Consider the following 12,805-nt stretch of genomic DNA (forward strand, 5'->3'; position numbering starts at 1 on the left):
CCCAGCGAGTGCAGCCCGTCCGGCGGCGTCGAGGCCATCGGGCAGGCCAGGGCCATCAAATACCTCAACGACCAGCTCGGCGTGCCGATCCCGGCGACCGCCGGCGCGGTCATCAACCCCGAGCTCCAATGGGAGCCGACCCTCAGCGCCGGCCGGCCCGACATCGTCTACTACGATCGCGCCGGCAACAGCTTCGCCGAGGTGATCGAGGCCAAGGTCAAGGACAACCCGGACTACTCCGGCTGGGGCGGCCAGGTCGCCCGGTACGCCGCCGTGATCGCCGCCAACGGCGTCAGCAACGTCCGCGCCGGCACGGTGCTCAACCGCTGGGGCGCCTACCAGGACTGGTTCCAGGTCTACAACAAGAACGCCACGTGCAAGGTGGACGGCAAGGACGGGTTCCAGCTGTCCACGTACAAGGCCATCTCGCCGACTCCCGGCCTCCTGCACATCGAGGAGGTGAAGAAGCAGCGCAAGTGCGAGGAGCGCAAGCGGCAGCCCCCGCCCGGCAGCCCGCCCGCCGAGGCCCCGGCCGAGGACGAGGACGAGAACGATGACGACAACAGATGGCCCGTCCCGCCGATCCTGCTCCCGCTGATCCAGCGCATCACGACCGTCGGCACGACCACGCTCGCCGGGGACGTCGCCGCGTACGGCAGTGTCGAGGCCGCGGCAGCGGCGCTGACCGCCGAGGTCGAGCTGTTCCTCGCCAGCCAGCGGGGCGCGCTGTTCCTGCGCGCGGCCGGCTTCATCACCATCGAGGCGGCGCTGGCGCTCGGCGTGGCCGCGTTGATCATCCTCATCCTGTGGTGGTACTTCTCCGAGCACGGCGGCCTGGTCAAGGGCGAACCGCACTTCACCACCCTGGACGGCCTGGGCTACGACCTGCAGTCCGTCGGCGAGTTCGTCCTCGCCGGCTCCGACAAGTGGGGCCTGGAGATCCACGGCCGGCTCAGCCCCGCCAGCGGCGGCCGGGACGTGTCGGTGATGTTCGACGCCGCGATGCAGGCCGGTGACCACAAGGTCGAGTTCCACGAGAACGACCTGTACATCGACGGCGAGAAGCGCACGCTCGAAGCCGGCAAGATCCTCTACCTGGGCAAGAACGCGTTCATCGTCCAGAAGGACGGCAAGTGGGTCGTCATGTTCGACGGCCTGGAGGGACCGGCCCTGTCCTGGCGCCGCGGCGCCGCCGGCCTCTACCTGCCGCCGGCCGCCGACAGCGACCTCGAAGGCCTGCTCGGCAACGCCGACGGCGACCCGAAGAACGACCTGAAGCTGCGGAACGGCACCCAGCTGCCCGCCAACGCCACCCCGGCCCAGCTGCACACCGACTACGCCAACTCCTGGCGGCTGGACGACACCGAGTCGCTGTTCACCTACGGCCCGGGCGAGAGCACCGCGACCTTCACGAACCTGCAGTTCCCCTCCCGCATCATCACGATCCACGACCTGACGCCCGAGCAGATGCAGCTCGCGACCGCGCAGTGCGAGGCGAGCGGCGTCCAGCCGGGCGTGCCGTTCAACGACTGCGTCCTGGACATCGCGCTGACTGCGGACACCTCGTTCGCGACGGCCGCCGCCGAGCAGAAGAAGGTCAGCCTCGACCCGGCGGCGCAGGCCGTCGACGTCAACGGGGACCTGACGATCGACTTCGAAGGGACGCTCGGCAAGAACGTGCTGCCCTCGCGGGTGTCGGCCGATCCGGCGGTGAGCTCGTTCGCCGGGCCGTTCAGCGGAAAGGACTCCTACCGGTTCTTCGTGCAGTCGCTGCCGCCGCACCAGCGCGGCAACCTCAGCTTCGACCTGCTGACCGTCGGCGACTGGGCGTCCGACTCCGACACCGAGACCGTCACGGTCGAGACCGACCGCGACGACCCGCACACGATCACACCGAGCGAGCTGACGCCCGTCGCGTCCGGGACGCTGGCCAACGGCCTGCCGTGGGCCAGATACCGCAGCACGCTGCCGGTCACCCACAAGAAGAGCCAGATCGAGGTCAAGGTCTCGGTCACCGGGGCGGCGGGCATCTCGAACCAGGCATTCGGGCTCGACAACATCGGCCTCGACCTCGACGTCGTCCCGCCGCAGACGTTCGCGGTGCCGCTGCCGTTCACGGCCTCGGACGGAGTCCCCGGCGAGGGGGCGGGCAACCTGGAGGGCGAGGTCGCGGTCGACGAGTACCGGTTCACGCTGGACCAGCCGGGCTCGATCTTCGTCAACGCGCAGGAGTGCCCCGGGTTCGGGCTCAGCTGGCAGCTGCTGAACGCCGCGGGCACGAGTGCGGCCACCTCCTTCCTGTGCGGCGCCAAGCGCGTGGACGGCCTGGCGGCCGGCGCCTACCGGCTGCGCGTCTCGCCGTGGAACGACGTGTTCGGCCCTTACAAGCTCAGCGTGAACACGCTGGGGGCCGACGTCGTCACGACCGCGGCGATCGGCGGGCCGAAGGTGCCGCTCACGATCACCGACCCGGGCCAGCTCGGCACCTGGACGTTCGCGGGAACGGCCGGCCAGAAGATCTCCGCCGAGGCCACAGACGGCACCCTGACCTCGCTCGGCGACGCCTACCTGCGGCTGCGCAGGCCCGACGGCAGCATCCTGGCCCAGGACTCCTGCGGCAAGGCCTGCTTCGTCGACACCGAGACCCTGCCGGTCACCGGCACGTACTCGGTGGTGTGGGATCCGAAGGACGCGAAGACGGGCTCGATCTCGCTGCGGCTGTTCGAGGTGCCCGCGGCGGTCACCGGCACGGTCGCGATCGGGTCGCCGTCCACGCTGACGACCACCGTCCCCGGGCAGAACGCGTCCTGGTCGTTCGCCGGCACGGCGGGCCAGCGGGTCGCGTTCGGGGTCAGCGGGCTGGCCGGCTCCGCCTACGCCTCGATCAGCAAGCCGGACGGGACGCGGTTGTTCGGCTCCACCTACTGCCCGACGGCCTGCGCCTTCGACTCCACCACGCTGCCCGCGACCGGCACGTACACGCTGCTCGTCGATCCCGCCGACGTGCGGACGGGCTCCGTCACGGTGAGCGCGATCGCGGGCGACGTCACCGGCTCCCTGACCGTCGGCGGCGGGGCGGTGAAGCTGACCACGACCGGTCCCGGGCAGCGGGCGTACTGGACGTTCGCCGGGACGGCGGGGCAGCGGATCGCGTTCGCCCTGACGGACGGCACGTTCAGCGGCGCGTACGCGTCGGTGCGCAAGCCGGACGGCACGGACCTGTTCAGGTCCACCTGGTGCAAGGCGTCGTGCGCGTTCGACACGGTCTCGCTCCCGGCGGACGGCACGTACACGGTCGCCGTGGACCCCTCCAACACGGCGGTGGGCTCCATCTCCGCCCTGGTCACCGAGGGCGACGCCACAGGCACGCTGACCCCGGGAGCCGACCCGGTGAAGCTGACCACGACCGGCCCTGGGCAGGTCGCCACCTGGTCGTTCGCCGGCACGACGGGGCAGCGGATCGCGTTCGCCCTCACGGGCGGGACGTTCAGCAGCGCGTACGCACTGGTGCGCAAGCCGGACGGCACGGAGCTGTTCGACTCGACCTTCTGCAAGGCGTCGTGCGCGTTCGACACGCTCACGCTCCCGGCGGACGGCACCTACACGGTCGTGCTCGACCCGTCCGGCACGACGGTGGGCTCCATCTCCGCGCAGGTCACCGAGGGTGACGTGACGGGGACGCTCACCCCGGGCGGCGACGCGGTCAAGCTGACCACGAAGGGCCCGGGGCAGAACCCGATCTGGTCCTACGCCGGCACCGCCGGGCAGCGGATCTCGGTCACGCTCTCCGGCGGGACGTTCACCAGCGCGAACGCCTACATCCGCAAACCCGACGGCTCGGTCCTCGTGCCGTCGGCGTTCTGCGCGAGCTCCTGCTACTTCGACACGACCGTGCTGCCGGTTAACGGCACCTACCAGGTGGTGGCCGACCCGGCCGCCGTCCAGACCGGCTCGATCTCGGCCCAGCTCAACATCGTGCCGCCGGACGTGACCGCGCAGATCACCGCCGGGGGAGAGGCGTCCACACTGACGACCACCATCCCCGGGCAGCGCGGCCTGTGGACGTTCAGCGGGACGACGGGCCAGCGGGTCTCGTTCGACCTCACCGGCTCGACGTTCACCCTCTCCTCGGACGCCGTCGTCAAGGTCAGGAAGCCGGACGGCACCGACCTGGTCGCCGACACCAACTGCGGCACCGGCTGCCTGCTCGAACCGGTCACCCTGCCCGCGGCCGGCACGTACTCGGTGGACCTGCGGCCCAAGGGGGCGAAGACCGGCGCGCTGACGCTGCGGACGTACCTGGTGGCCGACGTCGCCGCCACGGTCGCGATCGACGGCGTCACCTCCCGCCTGACCACGACGGTCCCCGGCCAGAACGGCGCCTGGACCTTCACCGGGACCGCGGGCCAGTACGTCAACATCGCGTTCATGAGCGGGACGTTCTCCGCCGCCTCCGACGCCGCCGTCTCGGTGAAGGGGCCCGACGGGACCCTCCTGCGGGAGGACACGTCCTGCGGCAAGCTCTGCATGTTCGCCCCGATCACCCTGCCGGAGACGGGGACGTACACGATCCTGTTCGACCCGCGCAAGGCCCTCGCCGGCTCGCTGACCGCGCAGCTCACCGAGGGCGACGTCACCGCCACGACCTCGGTCGGCGGCCCGGCGTCCACGCTGACCACGGTCGGCGCCGGCCAGAGCGCCGTCTGGTCGTTCGCCGGGACCGAGGGCCGGCGGGTGTCGTTCAACTTCACCGGGACGACGCTCACCAGCCTGTACGACGCGTACGTGGCGGTGAAGAAGCCGGACGGGACCGTCCTGGTCGCCGACACCGCGTGCGGGCGCAACTGCCTGCTGGAGCCGGTCGTCCTGCCGTCGGGCGGCACCTACACCGTCGAGTTCAGGCCGCAGAACGCCAAGACGGGTTCGATGACCCTGCAGCTCTACGAGGTCACCCACCTGACAGGCGCGGTCACGCTCGGCGGGGCCGCGTCGGCCTTCACCACGACGACGCCGGGGCAGAACGGCTCCTGGTCCTTCTCCGGCGGCGCGGGGCAGCTCGTGTCGTTCAACTTCACCGACGCGAGCTTCGCCGGCTCCCTGGACGCCCAGGTGTCGGTGAAGAAGCCGGACGGCACCGTGCTGGTGGCGGCGACGTACTGCGGGAAGAACTGTTTCCTGGAGCCGGTGGCGCTTCCCGTGGCCGGCACGTACGTCGTGGAGTTCAACCCGAAGGACGACAAGGCCGGCAAGCTGGCTCTGGCGGCGTCCGCGGTCACCCACCTGACCGGCGCCGTCACCGTCGGCGGGGCCGCCTCGACCCTGACCACGACGACGCCGGGGCAGAACGGCTCCTGGGCGTTGCCGGGCAGCGCGGGGCAGGTCGTGTCGTTCAACCTCACGGACGCGAACTTCACCGCCTCCACCGGTGCGCGGGTGTCGGTGAGGAAGCCGGACGGCACCGTGCTGGTGGCGGCGACGTACTGCGGGAAGAACTGTTTCCTGGAGCCGGTGGCGCTTCCCGTCGCCGGCACGTACACCGTGGAGTTCGACCCGCAGGACGAGAAGACCGGCAAGCTGACCCTCAGGGCCCACCCGGTCACCGACCTCCCGCCGGCCGCCGTCACCATCGGCGGCCCGGCCTCGGCCCTGACCACCACGACCCCCGGCCAGAACGGGAGCTGGACCTTCAGCGGCACCGCCGGCCAGCAGGTCACCGTCACCTTCACCGGCACCAGTTTCACCGCCTCCACCGACGCCCAGGTCGCGCTGAGGAAGCCCGACGGCACGGCGCTCGGCAGCACCGCCTACTGCGGCCGCAACTGCACCATCGCGGCGACGACCCTGCCCGTCACGGGCACCTACACGATCGTCTTCAACCCCCAAGCCGACAAGGTCGGATCCCTGACGACGAAGGTGGCGGCGCCATGACGAGGTCGTAGACGCGAAGGGGCCCGCCGGGCCCCTTCAGGCGGCCGCGTCCAGCCGCCCGCGCAGCTCCGCGGGGAGCACGAGAGCGACGCCGCTCAGCGCCTCCTCCAGCTGGGCGGCGCTGCTGACGCCGACGATCGGCGTCACCGCCGGTTCGCCGCCGGCCAGCCAGGCGAGCACGACCTGGTTGCGGGTGACGCCGAGCTCGCCGGCCACCTCGGTCAGCACGGCCAGCCGCCGGGCCGTCCCCGGATGGTCGTACGCCTCGGCGAGCGGCCGGTCGTCGCGGGTGTAGGAGCCGTTGAGCAGCGGGGTGTAAGCCCACAGGGCGAGGTCGCGCTCCGCGTCGGCGTAGTCGAGGATCTCGTCCGTCACCCAGCCGAAGCGATGGCTTTGGCCGGGGACGGGCGCGCCGGGGCGCGGGCTGAGATACGAGTGGCTCAGCTGCAACGCGGTGTAGCCGGGCCATCCGTTCGCCTGGGCGATGCCGCGGGCGCGCTCGACGCGCCAGAGCGGGTGGTTGGACGCGCCGAGGCGGCCCACCGCTCCGGACTCGACGAGCAGCGCCAGCGCGTGCCCCGTCTCCTCCAGCGGCACCGATCGATCCTCCATGTGCGTCCAGAACAGGTCGACGTGATCGGTGCCCAGCCGGTGCAGGCTCTCCTCGGCCGCCGTCTTGATCGCCGGGGCCGAGAGCCCCTCCCGGCTGGCCGGCCACGCGCCGCCGCCGACCGGCTGCGCGCCCGCCTTCGTGCTGAGGCGTACCCGGTCGCGGGCACCGGGGCGGGCGGCCAGCCAGGCGCCGATCACCCGCTCGCTGTGCCCGCCGACGCCGGCCGGGTCGTTCCAGAACGCGTAGCAGTTCGCCGTGTCGATCAGCGTGCCGCCCGCCCCGGCGAACCGGTCGAGCAGGTCGAACGAGGTCCGCTCGTCCACCTGGGTGCCGAAGCGCATCGCGCCGAGGGCGAGGTTCACCTGTGCCATGTCGTACCCCTCTTGTCAGGAATGAGAGGGAGTCTGGCGGCTGGAGTGGACTCAAGGTCAACCCCCGGCATCCGGTACGTCGTTCAGGAGCGCCGGCCGGCCTCCGGCTCGGCGTCGATGGCCCTCGTCACCGCGTCCGCGGCGGCCTGCCCGGACCGCACGGCCCCGTCGATGTAGCCGTACCAGCGGGGCGAGGTCTCCGATCCGGCCCAGTGGATCCGGCCGACGGGCACGCGCCACGCGGAGCCGAGCTGGGTCCACGCGCCCGGCGGGAACACCGCCGAGTAGGCGCCGCGGGTGAACGCCTCCTCGTTCCAGTTCCGCTCGGCGAAGCTCACCGGCGTGGTGGCCTGCGGACCGAACAGGCGGCCGAGCGCGTCGAGGAAGGTCGCGCGGCGGTCCTCGGGCGAACGGGTGGCGAGGTCGCGGGCGGGCGCGCCGTTGACGAAGGCGATCAGCACGCCGCGCCGCCCGGACCGCGGGCTGCTGTCGACGGTCATCGTGATCGGGTCGTACAGGCTGAGGGCGGTGCCGCTCAGACCGGCCTGCCGCCAGAACGGCGCCGGGTAGCCGGCCACGTACTTGATGACGCTGCCCATCTGCAGCCGCCCCAAGAGGGTGTCGTGCGCGGCCGGCAGCGGCGGGTCGAAGACGATCCGGGCCACGAGCGGCGGCGGAACGGCGACCACCACGTGCCGGGCGCGCCACGTGGTCCCGTCCTCGACGGAGACGGCGACACCGGCATCGTGCCGCTCGATCCGCCGGACCGGCGCGTTCAGCCGGATCGCGGCGCCCAGCCGCTCGGCGAGCCTGGCGGCCACGCCGTACGCCCCGCCGTCCAGCCGGTCCTGCTGCGCGCCGCCCTCGACGTCGGTCACCGCCGCCAGACTGCCCGCGGCCTTCACGTAGAACAGCGCGTGCAACAGCGACAGCTCGCTCGGCTCACAGGCCCAGATCGCCCGGCAGGCGAGGGCCAGGAACCGGCGCCCGCCGCGGGTCCTGAGCGTACGGTCGATCCAGGTCTGCAGGGTCTGCCCGTCGTGCGCGGCCGCGGCCGGGCCGCGCCACGGGGCTTCGGCGTCGACGGTACGGGCGAGCCGGTCGAGGCGGAGCTGCGCGTGCGCCACGTCGAGCAGCGTCAGCGGCCCGAGCTTCGGCACCATGCCGCGGAACCGGCTCAACCGCCCGGTCTCGGTCACCAGCAGGTTCGCGCCCGCGGTGTGGGTCGGGAAGACGGTCACGCCGAGCTCGGCGGCCAGCGCGTACATGCGATCCTGGCCCGGGCCGATGAACTGGCCGCCGAGATCGACGGACTCGCCGTCGACCTCGATGCCGGCCGTACGGCCGCCGACCTGGTCACGGGCCTCGAGCACCACGACCTGGCGCCCGCGGCGGCGGAGGTGCTCCGCGCACACGAGGCCGGCCATGCCTGCGCCGACCACGATGACGTCCACGTCGGGATGATGGTGGGACATGCGATCTCCTGGGTGTCGGGCGTGTTCGCGACATGTGCGAACACGCCAGCGCACCCACCTGCCACCACGGCGCTGACTTCGTTCTATGGACTTGTGCTCAGATCATTTCCGGCTGCCCGCCGCGGTGTCAAACCGCGCGGCCCGGCCCCGATCGTCTCGCTCGGGGCTGAGCGCCGTGATCGACGCCCGCCAGGTGGGGGTCAGGCCTCGACGGTGATGGCCAGGGCGGGGCACACCGCGGCGGCCTGTTCGACGTCCGCCAGCCGCCCGGGCGACGAGTCGTCGTTCAGCTCTGAGCGTCGCCCCGATCCTGCGGTTGTTCCATGACGGCCTGGTGCGGTCCCTGCCCGGCCTGCCCGCCGAGATCCACCGCGAACGCGGCAGCATGGCCCGGCACCTGGTCGTGCAGATGTGCGTGGAGCGCGAACGCGCCCTCGCCGAACACAGTCCCACCCTGCGGCCGACCTGGGAGGCCACCGCCGACGGCCTGATCGACGCGATCGTCGCGATGTGGCAGGCGCCCATCCACGACACGGCGTGATGGGACAGGCGGCCCTCTGATCCTCAACTCCTGCGACGTCCCGGTGCCCGCGGTCGCGGAGTGCCCCGGGCTGCGACGTGGCATCGGACGGGATGTGACGTCGGGCGCGACGTGACACCGGGCGCGACGTGACATCGGGTGGGACATGACCTCGGCGCGACGTGGCATCGGGCCTTCGTGCCCAAGAACCGGCCTGCCGATGGCATTGCCGTGACAGGGGCGCGGGTAGTTTCTCGCGCAGGTCGGGCAGTTCCCGCGGCCGGGACGCCTGGCCATGGACCGGCGCGATCTCCGCTGCCGACTTCGGGGGGAATCGGCAACGGTGGTGCCGCGCCAGGCAGGGGCCGGACAGGGCGAGAGTCCCTGTCCGGCCCAGGTGCGTTCTGCCTCGCGACGCCCGCGGAAGCCCCTGCCCCGCAACCTGCCGCCACGACGCGGCCCTGACCTGCCGGGCTGCGCCGTTGGGCTCAGTCGGTCGTGCGCATGGGCAGGTCGTGCCCGGTGAACATGTCGATCAGCGGGCGGATCGGCAGCCCGGCCTCGGTCGGGTAGCGGAAGTGCTGATCCAGGTTGAGGTTGTAGCGGTTGCGCCGCCCGACGCGCTCGCGGGTCAGGAAATCGGCCTCGTACAGGTCGCGCACGATGCTCTGCACGGATCGTTCGGTGATGCCGATGCTGGCGGCGATGTCGCGCAGCCGTACTTCAGGGTCGCGGGCGATCTCGATCAGCACGCGGGCATGATGGGTGAGGAATGTCCAGGTGGACGGGCGGTCGTCGGAAACGCTCACGGTTCTGTTCGCCTTCTCCGCCCAGGCGCGTACGGTCCTGCGGGGTGGACGGAACCCCCTTGCCGGAAGATCTTATGACGAACAGTCTTTCCGGTAGATAACTTCGGGTCTAGTCTTTACTTGTGACGGCCGCCGATGTCGTCGATGCCGTCACCCGGTCCCAGCAGGCCCTACCGCACGGGGAACGATGTCTCCGCTGAAGCTGTGCTGCCGGCCGATGAGTGTCGGCGTGCTGATCGCCGTAACCGGCGAACTCGACGCCACCAACACCGGCCAGTTCGAGTCCTACCTCGACTCCGCCCGCCTTCCGGGCGAGCCCGTGCTCCTCGACCTGGGCGGGCTCACCTTCATGGACAGCAGCGGCCTGCACGTGCTGCTGCGCCTCAACGCCGCCGCCGGCGAAGAGGGCGGCGCCGTGCACCTGGCCGCGATCCGTGACGTGCCCGCCCGGATGCTGGAGATCACCGGCGTGTGGGACGCCCTGAACATCCATCCCGGCGTGGACGAGGCCGCCGCCGCGGCGCAGGCCGGGCACGCGGACCGCCACCGGGAGACCTCGTGAACCCGGCCTGACCACCCGCACCCGTACCGGACGCCTTACGGCTGCCACACCGGAGACGGCCCTGGCTCTATCGCCCGCTGATCGGTTCGAGCACGAGGACCGGGATCAGGCGGTCGGTCTTGCGCTGGTAGTCGGCATAGTCCGGGTACGCCGCCACCGCCCGGTCCCACCAGAGCGCCCGCTCGTCCCCGGACACCTCGCGCGCCCGGTACGCCCCCGTCGCCGTGCCGTCCTGAAGCTCGATGACCGGCTCGGCGACCAGGCCGGCGTACCACTGCGGGTTCGCCGGCGCGCCACCCCTGGACGCCACGGCCGCGTAGTGTCCCTCGTGCTCGACCCGCATCACCGGCGTCTTGCGAAGCTTGCCGGACCTGGCGCCCCGGTAGGTCATCAGCACGGTGGGCAGGCCCTTGATCGTGACGCCGTCGGTCGTGCCGGTGCGCACGATCTGCTCGACGTGCTCGCGGACCCATCCCAGAGCGCTCGGTTCGTAGTCGCCGGTCAACGCCGTGCCCTGATCGGCGTGCCCGGTCCGCCGCGATTCCGCGACCGGACCGTGCCGGCGGCCGAGCGGGTGGCGGGGGTGCCTGGTGTCCACGTTGCCGGTCAAGGTGTTGAGGATGCCGGGGAGCTCGGCCACCGTTTTGGCGGGCAGGCCGGTCACGGTCTCCTCCGCCAGCGCACACCAGAGCTGTTTGACCTGGTCGGCCAGGGCCCTGCCGCTGTCGGTGAGCTCGACGACGGTGGCGCGCCTGTCGGAGGGTGCGGGTGTGCGGCGGATGTGGCCGCTGGCTTCGAGCTTGCGGGTCATGAGCGTGACGCTGGGCGGCTCACAGCCGAGCGCCTCGCTGAGCTGGGCCTGGATCGTCGGGCCTGATCGGGCGAGTTCGAGCAGCAGCGCCTCCTGCCCGGGGTGCAGCCCGAGCGGGGCCAGCAGCGCCGCGGCCCTGGCCCGGTGGCGCAGGCTCAGGAGGCGGATGGCCTGGTTGAGTGCGTCAGCTTGCTCGAAGTCCACGGGGCTCTCCTTGACAGATTAGTTATGCGCATAATAGTTATCCGCATAACTAATCCTACGTCATCGAGGAGCCGGCATGACCGTGAAGGTCGCCGTCATCTACTACAGCGCGACGGGCAGCGTGCACGCACTCGCGCAGGCCGTCGCAGAGGGCGCCGCCTCGGCAGGGGCGGGCGTGCGGTTGCGGCGGGTCGCCGAGCTGGCGCCCGACAGCGCGATCGACCAGAACCCGCTGTGGCGGCGGCACGCCGACGCCGCCACGTCGATCACCCAGGCCTCGGTCGAGGACCTGGCGTGGGCCGACGCGTACGCGTTCGGGACGCCGACCCGGTTCGGCACGCCGGCCGCGCAGCTCAAGCAGTTCATCGACCAGGCCGGATTCATGCTGCTGGGCGGACGCGCCGCCGACCTGTTCGGCCCGCGGCGGATGCTGGTCGGCGGGCTGCTGCTGTTCTCCGTGTCGAGTCTGGCCGGCGGACCGGCCACCGCTCCGGAGATCTTGGTGGCGGCCCGTGTCGCCCAGGGAGCGGCCATGATGGCCCCGGCGACCTTGGCCGTGATCAACACCTCCTTCACCGAGCCGAAGGCGCGCGCCAAGGCGTTCGGCGCGTGGTCCGCCTCGGGCGGCGTGGGCGGGATGGCCGGCGCGGTCGCGGGCGGGGCCACCACCACCGGCCTGTCGTGGCGATGGGTCTTCCTCATCAACGTGCCGATCGGCGTGGTGCTGATCACCGTGGCCGTGATGTCGCCGGCCGGCACGCGAGCCGGCCGGCGGGAGCCGCTCGACCTCGCCGGCGCGGTCACGGGGACGGCGGGGCTGGCCGCGCTGGTCTACGGCGTCATGCGGGGCGCCGATCACGGCTGGTCGTCCTGGCCGGTCGCCGGGCCGGTGGCGGCGGGCCTGCTCCTGCTCGTCGTCTTCATCGTGGTGGAGGCGCGGTTCGCCACCCGGCCGATGGTGCCCCTGCGGCTGTTCGCCATCCGGGCGGTGGCCGTCGGCAACGGCCTGCTGCTGCTGTTCGGCGGGATCACCGGCCGGCCTCGGCCTGGCCATCGCGGTGGTCAGCGTGCTCCTGCCACGGCACCGACGCCGCTGACCGCGCTCCGGCTTCGCGTTCGCGACAGGGTCCCTATCGCGATCCGTCGGCCGGTGACCCGAAGAAGAGCGCGTGCGTCAACTCCCTGCCCCCGATGATCGCCACGGCGAGCAGGATCCCGACGCACGTGAGCAGCAGTGTGAGGGTGAGCCAGCCGGTCGCCCCGAAAATCGCGCAGCCGGCGGTCAGGCCGGCGAAGGCGAAGAACTTGATCCGGATCCTGGACAGCGAGATCGGGATCTCTATCTCGGGCGATGGCCGGTCGGCGCCGGACCCGGTGTGATCGCGCATCAGAAGACCTTCCTGCGTCGATGATGCCACAACCCCGAACCCGCGGCCGATCCCCGTCTTGACAGGGCACCTCTGATTTGAAAACTTCCTTAACAGATGGGGGCTGACAGCGTTGTCATAACGG

Annotated in this window: 9 protein-coding genes; 4 read left to right on the forward strand and 5 right to left on the reverse strand. The window is 71.7% G+C overall.

The window, feature by feature from the left end; all coding sequences use genetic code 11:
* Nucleotides 1-81 precede the first annotated feature (81 nt).
* Nucleotides 82-5,928 (forward strand): VWD domain-containing protein, encoded by a 5,847-nt coding sequence (locus tag ABEA43_RS47710; protein ID WP_345572730.1) that lies wholly within the window; start codon nucleotides 82-84, stop codon nucleotides 5,926-5,928.
* 36 nt (nucleotides 5,929-5,964) lie between these two features.
* On the opposite strand, the gene ABEA43_RS47715 is transcribed toward ABEA43_RS47710, so the two are convergent.
* On the reverse strand, nucleotides 5,965-6,912 hold the full coding sequence (locus tag ABEA43_RS47715) for an aldo/keto reductase (RefSeq protein WP_345572731.1): 948 nt from the start codon (nucleotides 6,910-6,912) through the stop codon (nucleotides 5,965-5,967).
* 83 nt (nucleotides 6,913-6,995) lie between these two features.
* The gene (locus tag ABEA43_RS47720) at nucleotides 6,996-8,387 is read right to left on the reverse strand and encodes a flavin monoamine oxidase family protein (protein WP_345572732.1); all 1,392 of its coding nucleotides are present in this window, start codon (nucleotides 8,385-8,387) and stop codon (nucleotides 6,996-6,998) included.
* Nucleotides 8,388-8,703: 316 nt separating this feature from the next.
* On the opposite strand from ABEA43_RS47720, the gene ABEA43_RS47725 reads away from it, so the two are divergent.
* Nucleotides 8,704-8,928: a hypothetical protein gene (locus tag ABEA43_RS47725; RefSeq protein WP_345572733.1), complete on the forward strand. Its 225-nt coding sequence runs from the start codon at nucleotides 8,704-8,706 to the stop codon at nucleotides 8,926-8,928.
* A 467-nt stretch (nucleotides 8,929-9,395) separates the two neighbouring features.
* Here the strand turns inward: ABEA43_RS47725 and ABEA43_RS47730 are convergent, their stop codons facing one another.
* Complete coding sequence (locus ABEA43_RS47730; RefSeq protein ID WP_345572734.1) at nucleotides 9,396-9,716, reverse strand: helix-turn-helix transcriptional regulator; 321 nt, start codon at nucleotides 9,714-9,716, stop codon at nucleotides 9,396-9,398.
* A 217-nt stretch (nucleotides 9,717-9,933) separates the two neighbouring features.
* Here ABEA43_RS47730 and ABEA43_RS47735 point away from each other — a divergent pair, with 217 nt between their 5' ends.
* The gene (locus ABEA43_RS47735) at nucleotides 9,934-10,278 is read left to right on the forward strand and encodes an STAS domain-containing protein (protein ID WP_345572735.1); all 345 of its coding nucleotides are present in this window, start codon (nucleotides 9,934-9,936) and stop codon (nucleotides 10,276-10,278) included.
* Between the two features lie 67 nt (nucleotides 10,279-10,345).
* Here ABEA43_RS47735 and ABEA43_RS47740 read toward each other — a convergent pair whose 3' ends face one another.
* A complete protein-coding gene (locus ABEA43_RS47740; protein ID WP_345572736.1) occupies nucleotides 10,346-11,293 on the reverse strand; it encodes a nitroreductase/quinone reductase family protein in 948 nt (315 codons plus the stop codon).
* Between the two features lie 76 nt (nucleotides 11,294-11,369).
* Between ABEA43_RS47740 and ABEA43_RS47745 the strand changes: the two genes are divergently transcribed.
* The gene (locus ABEA43_RS47745) at nucleotides 11,370-12,488 is read left to right on the forward strand and encodes an MFS transporter (RefSeq protein WP_345572737.1); all 1,119 of its coding nucleotides are present in this window, start codon (nucleotides 11,370-11,372) and stop codon (nucleotides 12,486-12,488) included.
* Here the strand turns inward: ABEA43_RS47745 and ABEA43_RS47750 are convergent.
* Nucleotides 12,424-12,681, reverse strand: coding sequence for a hypothetical protein (locus ABEA43_RS47750; RefSeq protein ID WP_345572738.1), 258 nt, complete (start codon nucleotides 12,679-12,681; stop codon nucleotides 12,424-12,426). The genes ABEA43_RS47745 and ABEA43_RS47750 overlap by 65 nt on opposite strands.
* Between the last annotated feature and the right edge of the window lie 124 nt (nucleotides 12,682-12,805).

Origin of the sequence: Nonomuraea rosea (assembly GCF_039539705.1) — a bacterium.
GTDB classification, from domain to species: domain Bacteria; phylum Actinomycetota; class Actinomycetes; order Streptosporangiales; family Streptosporangiaceae; genus Nonomuraea; species Nonomuraea rosea.